Below are 26,164 nucleotides of genomic sequence, written 5' to 3'. Positions count from 1 at the left end.
ATGACTGTTTTTTGGCTGTGTTTATTCGCTAGTTTTAGTGTCGCTTTATTTGCTAGATACTTTGCTAGACCTGTACTTGTAGGGAATGGAAGTCAATCCGTTTATCCTAATAGGTTATTGATTACTTTAGTTGCCTTAATACTTATTGTTGTCTCAGGGGCACGAACAAATATTGGTGATACTTTTTTTTATATGCATGCATATGAAGTCAATGATTTTAGTTGGACAACAATAGTAGAGGGAAAGGATATTGGCTTTGGGTTATTACAAATGGTACTGAAGTATTATTCAGATGACCCGCAATTATTAATTTTTGTTGTCGCGTTATTAACCAACAGTTTAATTGTCTTTGTTCTTGCTCACTATGCAAGATTATTTGAGTTGAGTATTTATATTTACATCACTGGTGGTTTATTTTTAGTAACGATGAATGGGATACGCCAATGCTTAGCAGCGGCGCTAGTATTTACTGCCACAAAGTTCCTTATAAATGGCAATTGGCCAGTTTATTTTTTATTTGTTATCCTTGCTTCTTCATTTCATCAAAGTGCCCTTATTTTACTACCTATTTACTTTTTTGTACGTTATAAGGCTTGGTCAAAAGCGACGTTGATATTACTGCTGATTGCTGTCCTTATTGTTGTCGGCTTTAATGAGTTTTCGACACTACTTTTTTCAGCAATAGAAAATACACAATATGGGCAATACGCAGAATTCCAAGAAGGCGGAGCAAATATTTTACGCGTGGCCGTGGAAGCAACCCCTTTATTCATTGCTTATCTTGGGCGAGAGAAGTTAAGACAGATTTTCCCGCAAAGTGATTTTATTGTGAATATGGCACTAGTTGGTTTAGTATTTATGATTATTTCTACACAAAATTGGATCTTTGCGCGATTTTCCATCTATTTTAGTCTTTATCAATTGATTCTTGTCGCTTGGATTGTCAAATTATTTCAACCAAAGGATCAACGCTTTATTTATTATTGTATCCTTGTGCTATATTTTTTCTATTATTTTTATGAAACAGTCATTAGTTTAAATATTCAGTACCAAAGTGATTGGTTAGGTTAACGAGAAAGAGGGGAGAAAAAAATGAGTGTTCTCGTCACCGGTGGCGCAGGGTATATTGGCAGTCACACATGTATCTCTTTATTGAACCGTGGGATGGATGTCATTGTTATTGATGACTTTTCCAACAGTAATCAAGAAGTGGTGCAGCGAATAGAGCAAATGACGAATAAAAAGGTGAAGTACTATTCGATTGATTTAAAGGAAAAAGACGCTGTTCATTCTGTCTTTGCCGATAATGAAATCGAGGCAGTGATTCATTTTGCCGGGTTTAAAGCAGTGGGTGATTCAGTTGTTAATCCACTTTCCTATTATGATAATAATCTCATTTCCACGATTTACTTATTACAAGTAATGAAACAATTTAACGTAAAAAAACTGGTGTTTAGCTCTTCAGCGACTGTTTATGGCAAACCGAAGCAGGTACCGATTGCGGAGAATGCTCATCTATCGGCAACTAATCCTTATGGCAGAACTAAGCTGATCATCGAAGAAATGTTGAGAGATATTTATGCATCTGAAAATGACTGGGCAATTACATGTTTACGTTATTTTAATCCAATCGGTGCCCACCCAAGTGGTAATTTAGGTGAAGATCCACGAGGTATACCGAATAATCTCATGCCTTATATTACCCAAGTAGCTATTGGAAAACGGGCGGTATTACAAATATTCGGCGATGGCTTTTCTACCAAAGATGGTACAGGGGTAAGAGATTATATTCATGTAATGGATTTAGCTGAGGGGCATATTTGTGCACTAGAACATTTAAAAAAGGCGACTGGTTTTAATTCTTATAATTTAGGTACAGGGAAAGGTTATAGTGTATTAGAAATTGTCCAAACTTTTGAGAGAGTCAATCATGTGAATATCCCGTATATCATTACGGATGCCCGTTTGGGTGATATCCCTATTAGTTATGCTGATCCAACAGCTGCAGAAAAGGAATTAGGTTGGAAGGCTCAAAGGGGATTAGAGGAAATGTGTATAGACGCCTGGCGTTGGCAGAAAAAAAACCCGACTGGTTATAGTGAGAAGAAAAATCCGCACTTCATGCAAAGTGGGGGTTTTTCTTTTTCTTAAGAAGATATCTGATGACGTATAAGAAGAGGAAGGAAATGAAAAGAATATTTGATTTTATCAGTGCATGTATACTGCTTATTTTATTTGCACCTGTAATGGCAATCATAAGTACCGTTTTAGCTATCAACGGATCACCCGTTTTTTTCATACAAGAGAGACCTGGGCTTAATGGATCCCCCTTTCGCTTATATAAATTTTGTACAATGACTGCGGAAAAGAATGAGCAGGGCCATCTGCTTCCAGATGAAGAAAGGTTGACCAAATTCGGCAGCAAGTTAAGGAAATATAGTTTGGATGAATTACCACAACTACTAAATGTCTTAAAAGGTGAAATGAGTTTAGTTGGACCTCGTCCGTTACTAATAGCGTATTTACCATTATATTCACCAGAACAAGCAAGAAGGCATTGTGTCAAACCTGGAATTACAGGTTGGGCACAAGTAAATGGCAGGAATGCGATTAGTTGGGAAGAAAAATTGAGAATGGATGTATGGTATGTCGATCATCAACATTTCTTACTCGACTTAAAAATTATTTTTCTTACGGTGAGTAAGGTAATTCGTTCAGAAGGAATTAATCAGCCAGGTACTGCCACAACTGAAGTGTTTAAGGGAAACCAAATAAAAATGAAAGAGTGACATAAATGGATATTGCATTAATTGGTTATGGCGGGCATAGCAAAGTGATTTTTGACATTATTACAATGCAAAAAAATAAAGTGGTAGGTATTTTTGATGATAAACATTCCTCATTAAAAATGAAAGGGGATGTGTTTTTAGCACCGATTGATTATGTGCATGATGTCCTAAAAATTAATCCTCATATTAAGTTGGTTATTTCGATAGGCAATAATAAAATACGTAAGCAAATGTTCGAAAGGCTAGCTTTACCAATAGAATACTATACCACTTGTATCCATCCTTCTGCTTGTATTAGTCCGAGCGCTATGATCGGTAAAGGAACCGTCATCATGCCACAGACGGTGATCAACGCGGATGCGGTAATTGGTCATCATACAATTATTAATACGGGAGCAGTGATTGAACATGATAATGAAATCGGTGATTATGTGCATATCTCCCCGCGCTCTACTCTAACTGGATCGGTAAAAGTTGAAGAGGGGGTGCATCTCGGTTCTGCTTCTGTTGTCATTCCAAAAGTAACATTAGGAAAGTGGTCAGTCATAGGGGCAGGCTCGACAGTGATTCATTCAATACCAGAGCGAGTGATGGCAGTTGGATTACCAGCACAAACAAAGAAAATATTGAAATGGAGTGATGACCTTGGCTGAGCGTATTTATTTATCGCCGCCCCATTTGACTGGTGAAGAAATTCATTACGTACAATCGGCGTTTACGGATAATTGGGTGGCACCCGTTGGTCCTCATATCGATTTGTTCGAACAAGAAATGTCAACACTTGTCAATGTCCGTTCTTGCTTAGCGGTTAACTCTGGTACTGCTGCCATCCACCTATCATTATTAGCACTTGGTATAGGCTCTCTAGACACTGTCTTTTGTTCAACGTTTACATTTGTAGCTACGGCTAATCCTATTCTTTATATTGGAGCTAAACCGGTATTCATTGATTCAGAACCCGAAACTTGGAATATGTCTCCTGATGCGTTAGAAAGGGCGCTAAAGGAAGCGGATGCAAATGGACATTTACCAAAAGCGGTGATTGTCGTTCATTTATATGGGCAACCTGCCAAAATGGATGAATTGATAAAAATTTGTCAACGTTATGGTGTGCCTTTAATTGAAGATGCTGCCGAATCGCTCGGCTCTACATACAAAGAGAAGCCAACCGGCACAATCGGCAGTTATGGTATTTACTCCTTTAATGGTAATAAAATCATTACTACTTCTGGAGGGGGGATGCTCGTTTCCAACCATAAAGAAGGTGTGGAATATGCCTCTTTTTTAGCCACACAGGCAAAGGATCAAGCTCTACATTACCAGCATAGTCAAATCGGTTTTAATTATCGTATGAGTAATATCGCTGCCGGTATTGGGAGAGCCCAATTGACATATCTGGATAACAGAATAGATGCACGTAGAAAAATTTACGAGCGTTATGAAAAAGGGCTTCAAGGATTGGCAGGCATTTCATTTATCCCTGAGCTCCCGGGAACCTATTCTAATAGATGGCTAACTACTATATTGATTGATAGTGAGACAATCGGCGTAACAGTCGAGGAGCTAATTTTCGCACTTAGGAATGAGAATATAGAGGCACGTCCAGTATGGAAACCATTGCATCTACAGCCGTTATTTCAGGATTATAGTTTCTATCCCCATGATGTGGAGTGCGGATCTATTTCTGAAATGATATTTGAAAAAGGAATTTGTTTACCTTCAGGATCTAACTTAACAATTGAGCAACAAAACAGAGTGATTCATTGTATTCGAAACACCATTATCTCAAATCTTCATCTGCATCCTTATTTATTAGGATAGGAGGCAGATAATGATAGGAAAAAATATTGCAAAACTACGTAAACAAAAAGGATTAACATTAACTGAACTAGCCGAACGAGCGGGCGTAGCGAAGTCATATCTTAGTAATATTGAAAGGGAGGTCCATCAAAACCCTTCTATTCAAGTCATTGAAAAAATTATTTTTGTACTCGGTGTAGAAATAGAAGAAATCATCAGAGACGTCTATATCACAGAGCAAAATAGACAATGGCAAATACTTATTAAGGAAATGCGGGAGTTAGGCATTGAAAAAGATCAGATGGAGATGGTGAGACAAAGAATCTATGATGTAAAGAATAAACAACTCAGTTTTAAGAAAAGGAAGAGAGTGCTGGAATGACGGAGAAGATACCAAGAATTATTCATTATTGTTGGTTTGGTGGCGGGGAAAAGCCAGAGTTAATGAAACGGTGTATAAGGTCCTGGGAAGAACATCTCTCTCATTATGAGCTAAAGCAATGGGATGAAAGCAATGTCGATTTAACATGTAATGCTTATGTATATGAAGCGTATCGAGCGAAAAAATATGCTTTTGTGAGTGATTATTTCAGAATGTATGCCTTGTATACAGAAGGTGGAATTTATCTTGATACAGATGTCGAGGTTTATCAATCTTTTGATCCTTTCCTTCATTATCCATCCTTTTGGGGGTTTGAAGAAGGCAATTACATTGCGACAAGTACGATTGGTGCAAGCAAAGGGCATCCGCTTATCCAGTACTTTCTAGACTCCTACCAATCTAATCATTTTATTAATGATGACGGGACTTTTAACGAATGGACAAATGTTGCCGCCATAACAGAAGAAATGAAGAAGATAGGCGTGATATGTAACGGGCAAAAACAAGTGATAGACGGTTTAGGGGTAATATTTGAGCAAGCTATTTTCTCTCCTTATGATTATATTAATTGCCGGGACCTGCAATCAGACGACACGGTAACGAGGCATCATTTTTATCAAAGTTGGTTGCCTTCTCATGTGTTGGTTAAACGATTTGTGAAAAGAAATATAGTCAAATGGATTGGCGGAGAAAAATTAGCTGATTTACGTAAGAAGTTTTCGGGAGTGAGGAAATGAGCGGGATATTCATTGCTACATACGATATGGAAATTGGGGGAGTAGAGAGAAGTTTATTACAATTACTGAAACAACTTAACTACGAAAAGTATGAGGTGGATCTATTATTATATCGTCATCAAGGCGATTTTTTTCATTTGCTTCCTAAACAAGTGCATTTATTGCCAGAGTTTTCAAGTATGGCTACTTTTCGTCAGTCCATTATTGAAACAATTCAAAAGAAACATCTCCTATTGGGAGCTGTAAGACTACTAGCCAAATGGCAAACACAATGGAAAAGTCTGCACGCGCGTGATGAAGAGTGGGGTTACTATCAGATGCAACAAATCGGGAAGTATTCATCTCCCTTTCTTCCTACAATGGATAAAACTTACGATGTGGCTATTAGTTATTTATGGCCTCACCATTTTGTAGCCAATAAAGTAAAGGCTAAGAAGAAGATTGCATGGATTCATACTGACTTTTCCTCTCTCCATATTGATACGAATGAGGATGAGAAAGTTTGGCGGTTATTTGATCATATTATCGCTGTTTCTGATGCTTGTAGAGACGCTTTTCTTACCGTTTATCCACAGTTAGCCAAAAAGGTGATGGTGATGGAAAATCTGATATCACCGAACTTTATAAAAGAATTGTCTGAGGAAGTAGTCGAAAATCCTATTCTATTAGATCAGCGTTTTACCATTGTTACAGTGGCTAGATTATCAAAAGCAAAAGGGATAGATATTGCCATACAAGCAATGAAAATAGTAAAGGAAAAAGGTTATCACAACATTGTTTGGTATGTAATTGGTTTCGGTGGAGATGAAAACGAACTGACACAACTCATTTCAGCTTGTGAATTAGAAGGTCAGTTTATATTACTTGGTAAAAAGGTCAATCCTTATCCATTTATGAAGGCGTGTGATCTTTATGTTCAACCCTCTCGTTATGAAGGGAAGGCCGTTACAGTTAGCGAAGCGCAAATATTAGCAAAGCCAGTACTGCTTATGAATTACCCTACAGCGAAAAGTCAAATTCGTGTTGGAGTGGACGGTTATATCGCTGGCAACACCCCAGAGGAATTAGCTTCAAGCATTATTCAGCTATATGAACATCCGGAAGAAAGAGAAAGGTTAAGCAAGAATTGTCACCGAACGAATTATAGTAATGAAGCAGAGCTTGAGAAGTTACAGGCTATCTGTGAATAAATAAGGGGGATAGGGCCATTGGAACAACCTAAAGTAAGTGTCGTCATCCCCGTTTATAACGCAGCCGATTATTTGGAAGAATGTATTCAGTCGTTACTTAGGCAAAGTTTACAACAATGTGAATTTATCTTTGTCAATGATGGTTCGATTGACCACAGCCAACAACTCATTGAAGCTTATCAAGAAAAAGATCATCGCATTAAACTTTTGAACCAAGAAAACCACGGGGTCAGCTATGCAAGGAATAAGGGGATTGAAATGGCTAAAGGAGAATATATTGGATTTATGGATGCTGATGATACGATAAAAGATAATACGTATCAGCACGTTTATCAGCTTGCTAATCAATTCGATAGTGAGGTCGTTATTTTTCACTTAGTAGAAGAAATCAATGGTATTCAAAGAGTGATTCGCTATCCCTTTCCAATGCAGGCGAAACTACATACAAAGGACATTCAAGAGTTTATCATTCCATACATGTTACAAAAGGAAGATTTTAATAGTGTATGTAACAAAATATATAGAAGAGAAACATTGAATAAGCATCGGCTGAAATTTCCGAAAAACGAAGTGCTTGGCGAAGATGGACAATTTAATTGGTCCTTTTTTTTATGCGCGAAGTCAGCGATTTATAGCGATTTTCCTGGTTATTTTTATCGTGAAGTAACAGGTAGTGCGACAAGAAATCTCCAAGAGAAAAATTACTTTCTTCATGCGTTACGCTCTTATCAGCGTAATATACCAGATCAGATTCAAATGAGCAGCCATCAAATCAGGACATTAAAAGCGATGAAGCTACTTCATCAAGTGTTAGCTTATATTCACATTTATATTTTGCCTACAAATGGATTAAGTAAAAAAGAAAGAAAGCAATATGTGCAAACAATGATTCATCATCCAGTTGTTCAAGAGGCTTTACGACTCTATCCGTTAGATAAGGTAAGAATGCTTGGCAGATACGACCGCTACATAATGAAGTGTATCAAGCATCAATCGCTTATCGGTTTATATAGTGCAACAGCATATAGTAGATGGCGAAATAGAAAAAAAGGGGAGGTTCATTCATGAAAATACTAATGTTTGCTCATGGAGGAAGTGAGAACCGCGGCTGTGAGGCGATTGTACGATCAACTTCAACTATGCTCAAAGAAAATGTGGAAGGTGTGACTGTGTTCCTTTCATCTTATCATCCTGAAACAGATCAACAAATACAAGAACTAGATGGAATCTTTGATGGTTCAGAAACAGTTATAAGAAAATATTCAACAGATTGGTGGAAGTCAGCCATTCGCAATAAGCTTTTTCAAGACGAAACATACGCCTGGCAAAAAACACAACAAAAAACGATTGCTCAAATTGATGTGGCTGACATTTGTCTTTCAATTGGTGGAGATAATTACTGTTATGGTGAACAGCCCGGTTGGTATGAAGTGAATAAAATGGTCAAAAAGAAAGGGAAAAAATTAGTATTATGGGGATGTTCAATCGGAGAGGAAGATATGTCTGCAAGAAAGCTGGCAGATCTCAATACATTTGACTTAATTTTGGCTAGAGAGACATATACTTACCAAATGCTAAAAAAGAAAGGCATTAAACAGGTGGCACTTTGTGGTGATCCTGCATTTACCCTAGAGAAAGAAGAGGTATCCCTGCCTTTGGGTTGGAAAGATGATGATACGATTGGATTAAATATTAGTCCACTTTTAGTTGGCAAGAATCAAGGTAGTAAACAAGCTGTATCCGATTTAATTGATTATATTTTAGCAAATACCGAATCGGTCATCGCGCTCACACCACATGTGATACAAAAGGGGAATAATGATTATGATTTATTACAAGAATACGATCAAAAATATAAAAGTTCAGGAAGAGTTATATTGCTACCACCTCATTTAAACGCACTACAGTATAAAGGGTATATCGCAAAAATGCGGTTCTTCATCGGTGCAAGAACACATGCGACGATTGCGGCCTATTCCAGTTTTGTCCCTACCATCGTATTAGGTTATAGTGTGAAGTCAAAAGGTATTGCCTATGATTTATTCAATAGTGAAAAGTTTGTTGTTTCTATTGAAGAAGTGTCAAATAGTAGTAAACTCATTCAAACTTTTGTTGAAATGGTAGATCAAGAGGCACAGCTTAAAGAGCAATTGCAAAAGGTCATCCCAATTGTTCAAAAACGGTCTTATGAAGCCGTACATTCATTAAAGGAATTGTTAATATAATGAAAAAGCGTCTATTATTTATTATCCCTAGTTTAGCAGCAGGTGGCGGCGAAAAAAGCCTGATCAATCTTCTCACGCAAATCGATTATGATCAGTATGAGGTGGATGTCTTTCTTTTTGCCCAAAAGGGTGTGTTTCTACCGTTTCTACCACCTCAAGTGTCTGTGCTCCATCACTCCATAGATTTTCAACATTTCTCTTTACCAGTGCATTCAGCAATATGGGCTCTAGCCAAGAGGCGAAGGTGGAAGCTCGTTTACAACCGTCTATTATATTTTTTAGCGAATAGAAGAATGGGAAATACAGCTCAAAAAGAACAGTATGCCTGGAAATATTTAAAACAAGCATGTCCACAACTAGCCAAAACGTACGATGCAGCGATTGGATTTTTAGAGAAATCTTCAACATATTTTTGTGTGGAGAATGTAAATGCGAAACAGAAAATTGGTTGGGTACATATTGATTACAATGAAATGGGCATGGATGCAACATACGACCATGCTTATTTTAAGGAAATGTCTACTATCGTCACAGTCTCTCATGAATGTGCGCGGGTGTTTATCGATCGCTTCCCTTCATTGGAAAATAAAGTAAAGGTGATTCATAATATTGTGTCGCCAACGATTATTTATGAAATGTCACGTCAGTCCTTACCGTTACAAACACAAATGTTTACATTACTAACCATTGGCCGTTTGCATCCGCAAAAAGGTTTAGATATGGCTATTGAAGCTTGTAGTCGTTTAGTACGTAAAGGAATGAAACTGAAATGGTACATTATTGGCGAAGGACAAGAAAGAATGAAATTGGAAAGATTGATTAAAAATCATCAACTTGAGGAACACTTTATCTTGCTTGGACAACAAGCGAATCCCTATCCTTGGCTCGATGCAGCTGATATTTATGTCCAGCCGTCTAGGTTTGAAGGGAAGGCAATTGCTATAGACGAAGCAAAAATACTGCACAAACCGATTGTCGTAACAAACTACACGACAGCAAAAGATCAAATTAATGATAGGGAAACGGGACTTATCGTAGATTTAAACGTGGATGGAATCGAGAAGGGGATTAGCTTATTAATGAAAGATGATGCATTACGAGAACAGTTAACCGTCAATTTAAGTCAACAATCTTATGGAACAGAATCTGAAATAGATAAGTTTTATCAAATCGTTTAAGGGAGTATAAGAATGAAAACAAAACTACTCTTTGTAATGAATAACCTCCAATGTGGCGGTGCAGAAAAAGCGCTTATCTCATTATTACACGCCATTGACTATAAAAAATATGCGGTGGACTTGCTATTATTTAAAAAGGAAGGCGAATTTTTGAATATCGTGCCAAATGAAGTAGCCATATTAAATGAACTAGAGGAATTTCGTTACTTTGATGGCAGATTCCTCGATAATGTGTTAAAAGCTATTTCATCCCGAAGATTCGATCTCGCCATCTCGCGTATAAAAGCAGCACGTATTTTTAGAACAGAAAAAAATGGAGCTGTTTGTGAACAAAAAGTGTGGAAATATATATCTACATGCTTATCTAATGTAAAAAAAGAATACGATGTTGCCATAGGATTCTTAGAAAAGAATCCTATTTATTTTTGTCTAGAAAAGGTAAGAGCGAAGCGGAAAATAGGGTTTGTCCATAATGATTACAAACAAATGGGTATGGATAAAACGTTGGACCTTCCATACTTTCAGCAGTTGGACAGTATTATGACAGTGTCAGAGTCCTGTGCAGAAGTATTACGTCAAGAATTTCCGGAACATCAACAGAAAATAAAAGTCATCCAAAATATTTTATCTAAATCGACTATTCACACGCTATCTATGAATGAGATGCCTTTACCATTTCAAGGATTGAAGCTTTTATCTATCGGCCGATTACATCGACAAAAAGGTTTTGACTTAGCTTTAGAAACAGCTGCCTTACTGAAGAAAAAAGGGGTGCCCTTTCTTTGGCTCATCTTGGGAGAAGGAAGCGAAAGAGAGAGTTTAATCCAGCTTTCAAGAAAGTATCAATTAGAAGAACAAGTGAAATTTATTGGTGTAAAGGAGAATCCTTATCCATATATTCGCTGGGCAGATGCATATATACAGCCTTCGCGATTTGAAGGAAAGGCAATAGCTGTTGAGGAAGCAAAAATATTGTACAAACCAGTGATCGTCACAAATTATAGCACATCAGGCGATCAAATTATTCATGGACAGACCGGTTTAATTGCAAATATGACAGCCGAGTCGCTTGCAGATTCGATTGTCCAATTATTTGCAGATGAATCTCTACAGCATCAATTAATTGAGGGACTAAGGAAAGAGAAACTTGGAACAGAAGACGAAATCATGCGTTTTTACCAATATATAAAAGTAGGGTAGGCGAATCTTTAATGATTATATGGGTATTGGCCTTTTTCACACTGATTTTGGTTGGAGCAATCGGTTTGGATTTATTTCTTATATTTAAAACTTGGTTTTCGCGGATTCATTTTGGCAAATATGAAGATGAATACGATTGGGAAAAACATATCCTCACTAAAGCCACGCGTTGGTTAAAACGAACACCGAAAGTACCTTTAACCGACCAAAAGCGATGGGTAGCTTTAGATATCATCAAAGGTCAATATACAAGAGGCGAGATTCAATATTGGCAAGAGGCAGCTCTGTTATTGGCACTACCATCACCTCAGTTTACAGTAGAGGTCCACCGTTCTATCAACAAAAAAATCACTCCCTCTGGCGATTGGGAAACATATCCACAACATATTGACGGTGCCATCTTTGCCTATGCAATGCTAAAACATAATAGGCAAAATGATGAGTGTTATAAGCAAGCAATGGATAGAATGTGGCAAGTGATTCAAGCGCATATTGGGGAGGATGGAACTGTCATATATAGAAAGTCGATGGCAGCCTATCGTTACGTCGATACGATTGGTTTTATTTGTCCTTTTTTGATTACTTACGGTGTGAAAAATAATAAGCCGGAATGCATCGACCTTGCGATTCATCAAATAGAATCTTTCTTTACTCATGGGATGAGTAGTCAGATAGCGTTACCGGCCCATGCTTATCAGATAAATTCAAAGGTAGGCACTGGACTATACGGATGGGGACGAGGGATGGCATGGTTAGCGCTGGGTGTGATTGATTCGTGGCAGGAGTTACCGAATCATCATCCTTATAAACAAGAATTAGAGAATAGGATAACACAATTGGCAAGGGTCATCTTGCGTTTCCAACAAGACTCTGGTGCCTGGAATTGGTTAATGACTAGAAAGGAAGCGAGAGCGGATTCTTCGACCACGGCGACATTAGGATATTTCTTAGCTCATGCTGCTTATATTGATGAGATTGCTGAACAATGTTGCCAAGGTAGAGATAGAGCCATTCACTATTTGATGAAGGTAACAAGGAGAACGGGAGCGATTGACTTCTCACAAGGAGACACAAAGGATATTGGCGTTTATTCCCAATTGTTTGATATCCTTCCGTTTACGCAAGGGATGACGCTAAGGTTATTGGCAGAAAAAAGAAGGTATCAGGAAGCAAAGAAAGATAGACAGGCTGTGAGCTAATGGGTGTGAACAAAGAAAAGTGAGAAGGGGACAAAATGAGATCACGCTACTCTCTAATTAATATAACAGCAGGTTTAACCAATCAATTGATTATCACCATGTTAAGCTTCTTATCAAGAACGATTTTTATCCAAACATTAGGTGTAGAATATTTAGGCATTAATGGTTTGTTTACGAATCTTTTAGCGATGCTTACACTCGCTGAAGCAGGTCTAGGTGCTAGCATTATGTACAGTTTATATAAACCTGTTGCGGACAATGATTATATGAAAATCCGCATTCTTATGAAATTTTATCGCCAAGCGTATATGGTTATTGCAGCCATTGTCTTCGTACTCGGTTTATTGCTTTTTCCGTTTCTTGATTTTTTTGTCAAAGGGGCGAATGTTGAAGATGTAGAACTCATTTACTTTATCTTTTTGCTTAATACAGTTGCTCCCTATTTTTATATTCATAAAAATTCATTTCTGAATGTCGCCCAGCGTGGTTATATTGTTACAGCTGTTTACACGGTTTCATCGATAGTAACGGCTGTAATGAAAATAGCGATTTTATCTTATACGCAAAATTATTTACTTTATTTAATAATTGATAGTGTTATTACAATTGCCAATTCCATTATCCTTGCGGTGATGGTCAATCGAATGTACCCGTATTTGCGCGAGAAGGTAGAGGGTAAATTAGATGAAATAACAAAGGGACAAATCACTACTAATGTGAAGGCAATTGTCATCCAAAACATAGGAAACTATTTATTATTCGGAACAGAGCATCTTCTGATTGCCTCTTTTGTTAGCTTAGTGGCTGTTGGGATTTATTCGAATTATAAAATGATTATTGATATTGCTCGTACGTTTATTAACCAGGTGTTTAGCAATGTGTATCATAGTGTTGGCAATCTCGTAGCTAATGAATCTATGGGGAAGATCATAGCGATTTATAAATGTTATCGTTTAGTTAATTTTTGGCTGTATTCTTCGTTAACAATTGTTTTGGCATTTACATTGGAGCCGTTTATAAACATCTGGCTCGGAAGCGATTTCTTGTTTAATCAAGAAGCGTTACTCATCATTCTATTATTGACGTTCTATGAACGTGGCATGCGAAATTCCATATCGGCAATAAAAACAACAGCAGGTTTATTTCGAGAAGATCAATATGCACCGCTAGTACAAGCAGGAATCAGCTTACTATTTGCACTTGTCCTTGTACAATTTTTAGGGATTTCAGGCATATTTTTAGGGCATTTCCTTAGTGCGCTTTTCGTTCCGTTTTGGTTTACCCCTTATGTGGTATATAAAAAATTATTTAAGCTACCAGTAAGACAATATTTTACATCTTATTTATCTCTTATGTTGATAGGATTGGTAGCTTATTTATTAACGAAAATCATTCTTATACAGTTTGCTCCTGTCAGTTTTGCTACTTTTCTTATTTACTTATTTGTCAGTTTAGTGCTGCCTAATATAATATATATACTCGTATTTTACCGTACGGAAGAATTCCAATATATTTTAAAAATGGTTTTGACTTTACTAAGACGCTTGCAAGCGAAGCGAAGAGAAAGAATGCTTTCTTCTTAAGACAGCAATTAATTTAGGTGAATATTCTTGACTAGTCCTGTACGTGATTTTAAATAGTAGTATTCTGGTAAGTGTGAACTTGGTAGTCTCCATTCTCATGTTGTTTGCCAATCGTAAACCCGGCACCATCGGTAAATATATTTCTGGCGAGAATGGAGTCTGCCTGCGTACTAAAGTCATTGGTGATTGCCCCTTTACCCATAAAAATATTATTATAAATTCTAAAGTTTTGTGTTCTTCCCCATGCTTTCATTGTGGACATAGTAAATTCGTTTTCGTAAAGAGCTAAACTGCTGCCAGCACTTAAGATAATACCTAGTGGTGAAGTAAAGTGGTTATATCTAACAACATCCAAAGCCATCGCATCCCAGCCATCTTCCCAATCAATGTCACAGCCTGGTGTCCGCCCTTTATTATTAACAAATGTATTTCCTTCAATTAACCACTCTTGACCACCACACATCGCAAGCCCGGTGCTGGTATTTTCTTCAAAATGGCAGTTCTTAATTTTGCATTGTCTAGGCATACCAATGGTACGAAGGAAAGCGACTGCGCCGTTAAAGTCAGTATCGCCATCTGCAGGGGGCTCTTCTTGATAAATGACAATTTTCACCCATTTTGCCGCTTGTGGCTTATCATAATTATAAAATTGAAGATTATAAGTTTGGGAAGAAATGAATTGATAATTTTCATCGTAAAAGTATATAGAATATAATCTCGAGCGTAAATAACGAAACCCGTGATAACCTTGAGTGTAACCGAACAAATAATAACTACCTAGTCCTGAAACATTTAAATAAGTAGATGAACGAAAACGATGGCTTTTTATTTCTGTGCGTGGGTTACCTTGATCATCTATATCTCCTGGTTCAAAATGTGACCAGCTAACAACCGTATCACTTTTCACTTCTCCAAGCTCACGATTATGAATGGTACCAGTGATGAAATTGAATCCTGGCGATTGATTAAACGTACAAGATTCAAATGAAATATTTTTACAATCATCAATGAGCACACTCAGGCAACCTTCAGTAGAGTCTTCAACAGTTGTATCATTTCTTTCACCATAAATATGGGTATTTAAGAGTTTGGTATTTTCAATACTAGTAAAGTAGAACATTCTGTAACCTGTTGTTGTTTTTGCACTTGCTTCAATTTGAATCTTACTATTACTGAAATCAATGATGATATTGGACGGAGGAAACAATGTTCTCACAGTTGGATTAACTAAATAATCGCCGTATGGAAAAATGACTTTTTTATATAGACCTAGTAAGGCATCATCAAATGCTGTTTGAATCCCGTTAGTTGTTGCGAGAGCGTTTGTTCCATCTAAATGAATGTCATATTGTTCTGCATTCACGTACAAAATGTCGTCTTCTTCAATCGGCTCTTCTGCTTTTTCAGAGACAGTCAAAGTGAAACTTGCAGAGATTGTTTTACTGCTATCATAGGCAGTTATGGTCGTTGTACCGCTCGTAAGTGCTTCGACCACTCCGTATTGCACTGTGGCGATTTGGATATTCTCACTTTCCCAGAAAACAATATTCTCGTTTAGCACATCAAAAGGTAATCCTTCTGACAAAGTAGTTGCCATCAATACAGTCGCTTCACCAACAACCATCGATTCCTTCTTCTTATTAATAACAATCTCGGTGATCGTCCGATTAGATGGCGGGGGAGAGGGGGATAATTGCACGTCTATCGGAATAGTTGCCGTAAAGCTATGTTCTTGGTAGGTTGCCATTACATTTACGGATGTTTGCCCAGCAGCTAATGCCTTTATACGGCCTCTGTTATCTACTTCTACTATTTGTTCATTGCTACTTTGAAAATCAAGAGTGAGGTCTGAAGTGAATTGACTTGGAATGGCTTCAATAAATAACCTTTGGCTTTCACCAATTGTTAACGTGATTGTTTGTGGCAAAGCAGAAATACCAATTAATTGTTCTGTTTGCTGATAATAGTCATAATTGATTCTTACTTCTTCATCCGTTAATGCCCGATTATAAATAGCGAAGGCAACAATGGTTTCAGATGCTTGATTATGCGCGACAAAATCCTTTCTTAATTGTAGTGGTGATTGAATGAGTGCATTTACGGTGCTAGCAAAATCATTAGGTACAGGTCTTGGACCATTATCATTGATCGCATCATTGATAAAAAGACTGGCAGTTTGATCGGTGTTCAATCTGAGCGTAAAGAGATTAATCGCATGTGAATCAAAAGGATTTAGCCAATCTGGATAACTTTTCTTTTGTCCTTGTTCATCTTTAAACCAATATGAATTAATGGCTCTGGTGTTTTGCTGACCTGTTGTAGTCAAATACGGAATAAATACATCTGAGCGGGCAGCTGTGAATGTCCCATCTACTGTTTTCCAGTGCGATCCATTTGTGTTGAAGCTGGCCATTTGAATGGTTAATCCATTTTCAAAAGTAAGGAGTTGATTCAGTGGGTCGGCATTTGTCGGTATTTCTACATAATCTTCGCGATTAACTAATAAGCCTTGATCTGTCACATAACCATCGCTCACACCATCGTGAGATAGACCTATTAAGGAGGCAACGACCCCATGAATCGTATCACGAATAGAATTATTCGTTTCACCAGAACGATTGGTAAAGTCATAATGAAGAATAATACCTTCCGTTTGAATGCCAATTTTTTGATATAACGCAGATTGAATTGCACTCTTGTTTCCAGAATTATCCACTGCGTAAGCCTGTACGGTTGTGGTCTCAGTAATAATAAATGGATCTCTATAAACCGTGCTTGTCGAAGTGGGTTCCTCTCCATTTAAAGTATAATAAATCGTTGCTGGTTCACTTGCAGTTATAGTAATTTCTTGTGTTTGTGAAAAAATTCCACTAGGTGTCACCGTTAAAGTAGGTGGTGTTTCGTCTAATTCTAAGGTAGTAACGGTAATACTAACCCCTGTAGAGGTTTGACCTGCTTCATTTTTTGCTTGTACGGTAAAAGTGTAAAAGGTGGATGGCGACAAGTTAGTTAAAGTAACAGAGGGATTGACGACATTCTCTCTAAATTGGTCATTTTGAGAAATGTTATAGGAGGTAATTCCATCATGATAAAGTGGTGGGTCCCATTGCAACGTAACGCTAGTAGCAGTTACATGATGAATGGTTAAGTTTTCTACATTTCCTGGTGGTGATTCAGGCTCATGTATGAGTTCGTCTTTATTTAACCACGAACTTACAAAACATCTAAAAGGGACAGATGATTGCACAGAGAGTGTATTAAATGGAGCAAAGTTACCCTCGAATGTTTCATTTGCCTTAACAGTAACCGTGATGTTGTGGATGATAAATGACAACGATGTGGTTGGATGTAAATTGGTTAACTTTATACGTATCATCGCAGTATCGTAATGCTTACTCGTTGATGCATTATTTTCGAAATAATCTTTGATAATAAATATCATTTTTCTCGCCTCCTTCTCTAGATAGGTTATCTTATGCGCGTACTGTCGCTTTTTTACTATATATTTCTGTTTAATCATCCTGTAGATTAGAAAGTCAGCATCAACCATTGTGAAGGTAATTAAACATAGTTCGTTTAACCTAAATTTTATTGACGTTTAGTGGTGAATCATGGTAAATTGATAGTAGTTCGTTATATAGAATGAAAATGTTCTTTTTGGATTAAGGAGTGGTTTCTTGAAGGATATTGTCTATTTTTTAAAACAAGTTTACCAATATGCTGGCTGGAGACTATTCGCTAGCTTAATAGCAGTTACAATTGTCAGTCTCTTAGATGGATTAGCTATCCTTTTACTGATTCCATTAATCCATTTTACGGGCATGGTCGATTTCGGCTTAGAAAACTCTTTTTTATCCGCTTATTCCTTATTCGAATATGTACCATCTAGTGTCGTACTGCCATTGATTTTACTGATTTTTGTCGTTATTGTAGCTGTTCATCATCTCATTGAAAAAGCTGTGATGATCAAGCATACGCGCATCCAAATGGGATTTTTGACACATTTACGCATGAGTATCTATCAGGACATATTGTTGAGTAATTGGTCTTTTTTTCTGAAAAAAAGCAGTTCTGATTTAATCCATACAGTGCTAACCGAGATTGCTAAAACAAGTGGTGGCACGAGATCTATTTTACAATTATGTACAAATCTGATTTTCGCTTTCGTGCAAATTGGCATGGCGTTTATTCTTTCCCCGTATATTACATGCTTTGTTCTTTTGCTCGGCCTGGTGGCCATTTATATGAACAGGAAATATCTGAAGATGACACAAGCCTTCGGTAAACAAAACTATACATTAGGTAAAAAATTCTTAGCAGGAATAACAGACCAATTAGGGGGAATCAAAGAAATTAAATCTAACCATTTAGAAGCAGCACAATTACGTTGGGCTGGTGAAATGACGCATCAAATGCAAGAAGAACAAGTGAATTATATGAATACGAGATTACGTTCGCAGTTAAATTATAAAATTTCATTAGCTGTATTTATCGCGGCCTTTGTCTATCTATCTATTCAATTATTTCAAGCACAATCAGCCACACTATTACTCATTATTGTTATATTTTCTCGCCTTTGGCCGAGAGTTGCAGGTATTCAATCCTCTTTAGAACAAATAGCAACAGCTATCCCATCTTTTAAAGCGGTAAAATTATTACAGAGTGAATGTAAACAAGCTCGGGAGGAACTTCTCTTATCAGAGGAAAAACTCACCTTAGAGGACAGTATTACCTATCAACAGGTTTCTTTTCGCTACGTCAAAGAGAAGTATGCCTTAAAGGATATTAATGTAACGATCCCATCAAAAAAGATGACAGCGATTGTCGGCAAATCAGGGGCGGGTAAAAGTACATTCGTGGATTTACTGATGGGCTTAAACCAACCACAGGAAGGCACATTGTATATTGATGGACAAAAGATTAGCAATCATTCGCTTGCCCTATTAAGACAAAGCATTGGGTATGTCTCTCAAGAGCCATTCTTATTTAACGGTACGATTAGAGAAAACTTGCTACTCCTTTGCCCGAATGCGACAGATCAAGAAATATGGCAGGCCTTGACCTTTGCTTCAGCAGCTGATTTTGTAAAAAAATTACCTGAATCTTTAGAAACTTATATTGGCGATCGAGGAATAAAGTTATCTGGTGGTGAGAAGCAGCGGCTTGTTTTAGCAAGAGTTATTTTGAAAGATCCATTAATTCTTATACTTGATGAAGCAACGAGTAGTTTAGATACGGAAAATGAAAAGAACATTCAGGAGAGTATTGAACAATTAAAAGGAAAAATGACAATCATCGTAATTGCTCATCGCCTCTCTACTATTAGAGATGCTGATCAGGTCATCGTGTTAGATGAAGGTAAAGTTGTTCAAGTCGGAGAATTTGTTCAATTATCTAAAGATAAGAACCAGTTATTTAGTCAACTGTTACAGAGGCAGGTGGAGGCAATGTGAATATTTCCTTTTCCTAAAGAAAAAATAGAAAGGATTCGTGATTGTATGAAAAAGCCGTGGGGAGAAGTAAAGCTTGAAGTATTAGATGTAAAAATGACAATGAAAGGTGGAGGACATGGGGGAGGAAAGCACCCACATGATCCTGCTGATCCAGAGCCGGAAACAGATATCTACAGTTGAAGAAATGTCCTTATGTACTTTTGTACATAAGGATTTTTTACTAGAAAAGAGATGCACGCGTTTATTTCAAGTGTGCTGAGCTTTTTATTAAGGTGGTGAGTATATGTTTAAAAAAGTAACTAGTCAGAAGGAACAAGAGGCTTTTGCTGCAACATGGGAATATTTTTGTGATAAAAATGGTTGGCATAAAGACCCTTATGCACAAGATGGCCAGAGGTATCAACTTTTGCTATCTAAAAAAGACCCGATAGTGATCGGTACGATTGAATTTATTCCTTATCATAAAGAAGCACAAGTAGAACGGTACTTCCGCTTTTCTAAAATCCCATCTGTTTTTCAACATCAGGAGAGGGTATGGGAGATAGATAAACTTTGTTTACACAAAGATTATCATAGACAAGGGTATTTCTTGCATTTTTTTGAAATCATATATGATCATGCCCTTCTTCATCAGCCGAAATATTATATAGCTATATTAGAAAAAAAGTTATATCGACTTTTAAAAATGTCTGTTGGTCGACGAGTGATACGGGTCGATAAACAAACTGTTAGATCAGAAGCAACACTTATTCCAGTTGTAATACAGATAGAACAAATAATGAAGGATGATACAATCTTACAATCTCTTGTTTTGCGTAGAAAAAAATTATTGTTGTGGAAATATTTCTTTAGAACAGGCTTAAACCGATTGAAAAATAAAGCTGTGCGTATTCATAGGGGGTAAATCATTGATATTTTGGAGATACGGAAAACAGTTGAGCTGGATGCTAATTACGATTGGTTATATGGTTTTCATTTGGCTCCAATCTGAATATTTTAACCCTCAATTAATTGAAGTATATGCTTATAACCTAGATTTTCCGATTCTATTAATGCTTGGTTTTGTTTTTGAATTATTGCATCTTATCGAGTTTGGCATTTTATTTATTTTTCTTATCCAGACGTTTAAGACGAACCCTAATGGCGAGTTTACAAAAGAGAAAATGATTATTTGTTTCATTTTGTCCTTACTTTACAGCCTGATTGATGAAATTCATCAATTGTACGTTCCTTATCGGTCTTTCTCCTTTATTGATATTTTTAAGAACTTTATCGGTATTTTCATTGTTTACTATATTGTTAAGAAAAGGTATAAGTGGTGAATGGTAGTGCCAATTCTTCTCTTAGATTAAGTCGTTTTTATTCAGTTTATTTTGTTACAATTGTCTAATTTACAGGCGAATACACAAACAGAATACTTTGTTGGGAATAGCATATAGGTAATTGAATATGAAACGAACATAAAATAAATAGATAAAAAGTTTATTTAAATCTAAGGGAGAGAGGAAAATTGAGATATGTGAGAATCATCGAGGAAATCAATCAATTGAGGCAATTGTTAAGTCGTATGTATGACCAAGGCCTATACGATGTTGAAGAAGTAGAAGAGAGGCTCACATATCTTTTTCAATTGTTGTTTCCGGAAACAATAGTTGAATGTTTAACGGAAATTCAGGAGATTCCTGATGAGTCCCTTAGACTCTTGGCCGAGATCTTACAAGATCCTATATTAGTTCCAATCTTGATAGAAATAAGTGACGGTGCAGTTGGTGAAATAAATACCCCTCATGCTTGTAATCAAAGATGTAAGTGTCGGATGTGCAGATGGTGTAGAAGAGGGATAACGGGTGCAACAGGAGTTACCGGAGTAACAGGTATGACTGGTGCAACAGGTCCAACAGGCTCCTCGGGCAGTGAGACAGGAACAACAGGAGCAACAGGAGTAACTGGACCAACGGGTATGACTGGTGCGATAGGTTTAACTGGAAGTACGGGAATCACTGGTCTAACGGGGGCCACTGGTTTAACTGGAGGCACTGGGAATACAGGTGCAACCGGGCTAACAGGGAATTGTGGACCAACTGGAAGTACTGGAGCTACTGGAGTAACAGGTATAACAGGGGCAGATGGTTTAACTGGAGCGACAGGTATCACTGGTCCTGCCGGATCAATGGGATTAACCGGTGCCACTGGCGTAACTGGTCCAATAGGAACCACCGGCGCTAATGGTTTGACAGGAGTAACGGGATTGACTGGTGCTACTGGCTTAACAGGTAGCACAGGGGTGACGGGAAGTACTGGAGAAACAGGAGTCACAGGAAGTACTGGTGTGACAGGCAACACTGGACCAATTGGAGAGACTGGAATAACAGGCTCAACCGGAAATACAGGTTTGACAGGAGCTACAGGAATCACAGGCCCAATTGGTTTAATGGGTCTTACAGGCAGTACCGGAGTCACTGGTATTACAGGTCCTACTGGGGCTACAGGTTTAACAGGTACAACAGGAGTAACTGGCTCGACCGGTTCACCAGGTTTAACCGGCGCAACAGGAACAACGGGGATCACAGGAACAACAGGAGTGACCGGTATCACAGGCAGTACTGGACCAACAGGAATCACGGGAATAACCGGAGCAATAGGGTTTACAGGAGCTACGGGTATCACGGGAACTACTGGTTCGACTGGTTCAACTGGCTCGGCGGGTCAAACAGGGGGAACAGGAGTAACTGGCATCACGGGTCCTACAGGTGCAACGGGCATAACAGGAACAATCGGCTTGACGGGAGTAACGGGTTTAACTGGAGCCACAGGAATCACAGGTATTACAGGTTCAACAGGAACAACTGGCTTGGCAGGAATCACAGGTCCAACCGGCTCAACGGGTCTAACCGGAGCAACAGGCACGACTGGACCAACGGGGACCACGGGTTCAACCGGAGTGACCGGTATAATAGGAAGTACAGGAATTACTGGTAGTACTGGAACAACCGGAATTACTGGTTCGACTGGGGTTACAGGAACCACAGGAGCTACTGGCTTGACGGGTTTAACTGGAGCCACAGGAGTCATAGGAGCAACAGGAATCACAGGAAGTACCGGAGTTACTGGTAGTACTGGACTGACAGGAATCACTGGAACTACAGGTTCAACTGGGGTTACGGGAACAACAGGACTAACGGGAGTAACGGGTTTGACTGGATCTACAGGTCTAACAGGAGCAACAGGAACAATAGGTTTGACGGGAGTCACAGGTCAAACAGGATCGACGGGGGTAACAGGTCCAACAGGAATGACAGGCACGACCGGTTCAACGGGTCTAACAGGAATTACAGGAGCAACCGGCTTGACTGGGGCTGCGGGTTTAACTGGACCACCGGGGATAACCGGTTTGACGGGAGTAACAGGTCCAACGGGCTCAACTGGTATAACCGGAGCAACAGGTACTACTGGACCAACCGGAACAACGGGAATCACGGGCACGACCGGTTCATCGGGAGTAACAGGTCTAACAGGGGCAACCGGAACAACCGGGCTAACTGGAGTAACAGGAATCACCGGAGCAATAGGTTTGACTGGGGCTACTGGGATTACAGGAACCACAGGTTCAACTGGGGTCACAGGAACAACTGGCTTGACGGGTTTAACTGGATTCACAGGAGCAACCGGTTTAACGGGAGTAACAGGTTTAGCAGGGGTGACAGGAATTACCGGAGTAACTGGTAGTACTGGACTGACAGGGGTCACAGGCCCAACCGGTTTGACGGGAGTAACAGGCATTACGGGAACTACAGGTCCAACAGGAATCACTGGCTTGACCGGTTCAACGGGCCTAACCGGAATCACTGGAGCAATAGGTTTGACAGGAGCAACTGGGATTACGGGTTCGACTGGGATTACGGGTTCAACTGGGGTTACAGGAACAACAGGACTAACGGGAATTACAGGTCTAACAGGAACAACTGGCTTGACGGGAGTAACGGGTATAACTGGATCCACCGGAGTCACAGGAGCAACCGGTCTAACAGGAATCACCGGAGCAATAGGTTCAACGGGAGTAACCGGTCTGACAGGATCGACTGGAATCACAGGTCCAACAGGCCCAACCGGTCCAACGGGAGTAACAGGGATTACTGGAACAACAGGACTAACGGGTATTACAGGTCCAACCGGCTCAACGGGTCTAACAGGAGCAATAGGCATTACAGGCCCAACCGGTTTGACAGGAGCCACGGGGATAACGGGCTCAACTGGCTTGACGGGAGCAACCGGTTTAACGGGAGTAACCGGTCTAGCGGGAGCGACTGGAATCACGGGTCCAACAGGGGCAACGGGCATAACAGGAACAACAGGAGTAACTGGTTTAACTGGTACAACGGGAATCACGGGCACGACCGGTTCAACGGGTCTAACAGGAATCACCGGAGCAATAGGTTTGACAGGAGCAACTGGGATTACGGGTTCAACAGGCTTGACTGGGGCTACAGGTTTAACTGGAACTACGGGGGTCACAGGAACAACAGGCTTGACGGGTTTAACTGGATCCACAGGAGCAACCGGTTTAACGGGAGTAACAGGTTTAGCAGGGGTAACAGGAATCACAGGAAGTACCGGAGTTACTGGTAGTACTGGACTGACAGGAGTCACGGGAACTACAGGTTCAATTGGGATTACGGGAGCCACAGGACTAACGGGAACTACAGGTCCAACAGGAATCATTGGAGCAACAGGCATTACTGGAACAACAGGACTAACGGGTTCAACCGGAGTGACCGGTATAATAGGAAGTACAGGAAGTACAGGAAGTACAGGAATTACTGGTAGTACTGGTAGTACTGGACCAACTGGAATTACAGGGATAACCGGTTTGACGGGAGTAACAGGTCTAACAGGAGTCACCGGAATAACCGGAGCTACGGGTATCACGGGAATTACAGGTCCAACGGGCTCAACTGGTATAACCGGAGCAACAGGAGTGACCGGCATCACAGGAAGTACCGGAGTTACTGGTAGTACTGGACCAATAGGAATCACCGGAATCACCGGAATTACAGGTTCAACTGGGGTTACAGGAACAACTGGCTTGACGGGTTTAACTGGATCCACAGGAGTCACAGGAACTACAGGTTCAACTGGGGTTACGGGAACAACGGGACTAACGGGTATTACAGGTCCAACAGGAACAACCGGCTTAATGGGAGTGACGGGTTTAACTGGATCTACAGGAGTCACAGGCCCAACCGGTTTGACGGGAGTAACAGGGATTACGGGAACTACAGGTCCAACAGGAATCATCGGAGCAACAGGTATTACTGGAACAACTGGAACAACGGGAATCACGGGCTCGACCGGTTCAACGGGCCTAACCGGAATAACCGGAGCAATAGGTTCAACGGGAGTAACAGGTCTAACAGGAGCAACCGGGATCACGGGTTTAACTGGATCCACAGGAGTTACAGGCCCAACCGGTTTAACGGGAGTAACAGGTCTGACAGGATCGACTGGAATCACAGGCCCAACCGGCTTGACCGGTCCGACGGGAGTAACAGGGATTACTGGAACAACAGGACTAACGGGTTTAACTGGAACTACGGGAACTACAGGTCCAACAGGAATCATCGGAGCAACAGGCATTACAGGCCCAACCGGCTTAACGGGAGTAACCGGTCTAGCAGGGGTGACTGGAATCACGGGTCCAACAGGAGCAACGGGCATAACAGGAACAACAGGAGCAACGGGTTCAACTGGGGTCACAGGGATTACTGGTTCGACGGGAGTAACCGGTCTAGCAGGAATCACCGGAGGTACTGGACTTACTGGTAGTACTGGGGCCACAGGAGTAACAGGTCCAACAGGCGCAATAGGACTAACAGGGGTCACAGGTTTAACTGGAATCACGGGAACCACAGGTGTAACTGGCCCATCAGGTATTTCAGTACCTATTGTCGGTTTTTCGGCTAGCGCAAACTTAAGTGGGGTTTCTACTTCGCAACAAATTACTAATTGGAGTGTTGCTTCACCAGGCTATAGTAGTGCAGGTTTTAATGCTACTACAGGTACTTTTACAGTACCAAATACAGGGAGATATTCGATTAAGGCAACAATTAATTATCAAACAACTGCAGCTATTACTATAGCTATCGGTGCAGGAGTTAGTCCCAATTTTAGTATTAGAAGAATATCTACTTCATCAGATTTAATTACTGGTGTATTTCCTATTCTAAATGTAAATATTGCTTTATTATTGAGTCTAAGAACTATATTGGGAGCTGGAACAATTACTCTATCAGGTGATATGAGTTTAAATACAGGTGATACATTGGGCTTATTCTATAATGCAAATGGGCTGACAATTAGCTTGAATTTGGGATCGGGGGCTTTACCGATTGTTTGGTCAATCCATCAAATTGGATAAAAAGAGCAATGTG

General features: G+C 39.4%; 20 protein-coding genes. 19 read left to right on the top strand and 1 reads right to left on the bottom strand.

The features are described from left to right. The 14 genes from H9655_RS18830 to H9655_RS18765 are packed head-to-tail and all read left to right on the top strand — an operon-like array spanning position 1 to position 14,283. Positions 1–1,071: an EpsG family protein gene (locus tag H9655_RS18830; RefSeq protein WP_191816797.1), complete on the top strand. Its 1,071-nt coding sequence runs from the start codon at positions 1–3 to the stop codon at positions 1,069–1,071. Positions 1,072–1,092: 21 nt separating this feature from the next. Beyond that, positions 1,093–2,151, top strand: a complete 1,059-nt coding sequence (gene galE, locus H9655_RS18825) for a UDP-glucose 4-epimerase GalE (protein ID WP_191816796.1) — start codon at positions 1,093–1,095, stop codon at positions 2,149–2,151. 35 nt (positions 2,152–2,186) lie between these two features. After that, positions 2,187–2,789 carry a sugar transferase gene (locus tag H9655_RS18820; RefSeq protein ID WP_191816795.1) on the top strand — a complete coding sequence of 201 codons (603 nt, stop codon included), beginning with the start codon at positions 2,187–2,189 and terminating at the stop codon, positions 2,787–2,789. Between the two features lie 5 nt (positions 2,790–2,794). Next, complete coding sequence (locus H9655_RS18815) at positions 2,795–3,442, top strand: acetyltransferase (protein ID WP_191816794.1); 648 nt, start codon at positions 2,795–2,797, stop codon at positions 3,440–3,442. Beyond that, positions 3,429–4,610 (top strand): DegT/DnrJ/EryC1/StrS family aminotransferase, encoded by a 1,182-nt coding sequence (locus H9655_RS18810; protein ID WP_318245519.1) that lies wholly within the window; start codon positions 3,429–3,431, stop codon positions 4,608–4,610. The genes H9655_RS18815 and H9655_RS18810 overlap by 14 nt, the downstream gene beginning before the upstream one ends. 10 nt (positions 4,611–4,620) lie before the next feature. Beyond that, on the top strand, positions 4,621–4,971 hold the full coding sequence (locus H9655_RS18805) for a helix-turn-helix domain-containing protein (protein WP_191816792.1): 351 nt from the start codon (positions 4,621–4,623) through the stop codon (positions 4,969–4,971). After that, positions 4,968–5,708 carry a glycosyltransferase family 32 protein gene (locus H9655_RS18800; protein WP_191816791.1) on the top strand — a complete coding sequence of 247 codons (741 nt, stop codon included), beginning with the start codon at positions 4,968–4,970 and terminating at the stop codon, positions 5,706–5,708. The genes H9655_RS18805 and H9655_RS18800 overlap by 4 nt, the downstream gene beginning before the upstream one ends. Next, positions 5,705–6,898, top strand: coding sequence for a glycosyltransferase (locus tag H9655_RS18795; protein WP_191816790.1), 1,194 nt, complete (start codon positions 5,705–5,707; stop codon positions 6,896–6,898). Before H9655_RS18800 ends, H9655_RS18795 begins: the two co-directional genes overlap by 4 nt. A gap of 18 nt (positions 6,899–6,916) precedes the next feature. Continuing rightward, positions 6,917–7,966 carry a glycosyltransferase family 2 protein gene (locus tag H9655_RS18790; protein ID WP_191816789.1) on the top strand — a complete coding sequence of 350 codons (1,050 nt, stop codon included), beginning with the start codon at positions 6,917–6,919 and terminating at the stop codon, positions 7,964–7,966. Next, a complete protein-coding gene (locus tag H9655_RS18785) occupies positions 7,963–9,123 on the top strand; it encodes a polysaccharide pyruvyl transferase family protein (protein WP_191816788.1) in 1,161 nt (386 codons plus the stop codon). The genes H9655_RS18790 and H9655_RS18785 overlap by 4 nt, the downstream gene beginning before the upstream one ends. After that, positions 9,123–10,301: a glycosyltransferase gene (locus tag H9655_RS18780; protein ID WP_191816787.1), complete on the top strand. Its 1,179-nt coding sequence runs from the start codon at positions 9,123–9,125 to the stop codon at positions 10,299–10,301. Before H9655_RS18785 ends, H9655_RS18780 begins: the two co-directional genes overlap by 1 nt. Positions 10,302–10,313: 12 nt before the next feature. Next, a complete protein-coding gene (locus H9655_RS18775; protein WP_191816786.1) occupies positions 10,314–11,501 on the top strand; it encodes a glycosyltransferase in 1,188 nt (395 codons plus the stop codon). Positions 11,502–11,512: 11 nt separating this feature from the next. Beyond that, the gene (locus tag H9655_RS18770; RefSeq protein ID WP_191816785.1) at positions 11,513–12,700 is read left to right on the top strand and encodes a glycoside hydrolase family 88 protein; all 1,188 of its coding nucleotides are present in this window, start codon (positions 11,513–11,515) and stop codon (positions 12,698–12,700) included. Positions 12,701–12,735: 35 nt separating this feature from the next. Beyond that, a complete protein-coding gene (locus H9655_RS18765) occupies positions 12,736–14,283 on the top strand; it encodes a lipopolysaccharide biosynthesis protein (protein ID WP_191816784.1) in 1,548 nt (515 codons plus the stop codon). Positions 14,284–14,332: 49 nt separating this feature from the next. Here H9655_RS18765 and H9655_RS18760 read toward each other — a convergent pair whose 3' ends face one another. Next, complete coding sequence (locus H9655_RS18760; RefSeq protein WP_191816783.1) at positions 14,333–17,725, bottom strand: chitobiase/beta-hexosaminidase C-terminal domain-containing protein; 3,393 nt, start codon at positions 17,723–17,725, stop codon at positions 14,333–14,335. Between the two features lie 235 nt (positions 17,726–17,960). Between H9655_RS18760 and H9655_RS18755 the strand changes: the two genes are divergently transcribed. From H9655_RS18755 to H9655_RS22790, 5 genes are all read left to right on the top strand, one after another. Continuing rightward, positions 17,961–19,736, top strand: a complete 1,776-nt coding sequence (locus tag H9655_RS18755; RefSeq protein ID WP_191816782.1) for an ABC transporter ATP-binding protein — start codon at positions 17,961–17,963, stop codon at positions 19,734–19,736. 45 nt (positions 19,737–19,781) lie between these two features. Next, positions 19,782–19,916 carry a paeninodin family lasso peptide gene (locus H9655_RS18750; protein WP_191816781.1) on the top strand — a complete coding sequence of 45 codons (135 nt, stop codon included), beginning with the start codon at positions 19,782–19,784 and terminating at the stop codon, positions 19,914–19,916. A 103-nt stretch (positions 19,917–20,019) separates the two neighbouring features. Continuing rightward, positions 20,020–20,640: a hypothetical protein gene (locus H9655_RS18745; RefSeq protein ID WP_191816780.1), complete on the top strand. Its 621-nt coding sequence runs from the start codon at positions 20,020–20,022 to the stop codon at positions 20,638–20,640. A 4-nt stretch (positions 20,641–20,644) separates the two neighbouring features. Beyond that, positions 20,645–21,058, top strand: a complete 414-nt coding sequence (locus tag H9655_RS18740) for a VanZ family protein (protein WP_191816779.1) — start codon at positions 20,645–20,647, stop codon at positions 21,056–21,058. Between the two features lie 197 nt (positions 21,059–21,255). Further along, the gene (locus H9655_RS22790) at positions 21,256–26,151 is read left to right on the top strand and encodes a beta strand repeat-containing protein (protein ID WP_449757706.1); all 4,896 of its coding nucleotides are present in this window, start codon (positions 21,256–21,258) and stop codon (positions 26,149–26,151) included. Positions 26,152–26,164: the final 13 nt, after the last annotated feature.

The organism is Cytobacillus stercorigallinarum (assembly GCF_014836495.1).
GTDB classification, from domain to species: domain Bacteria; phylum Bacillota; class Bacilli; order Bacillales; family Cytobacillaceae; genus Cytobacillus; species Cytobacillus stercorigallinarum.
The sequence above is the reverse complement of the archived record's forward strand: the minus strand, read 5'-3'. Positions and strand labels throughout refer to the sequence as shown.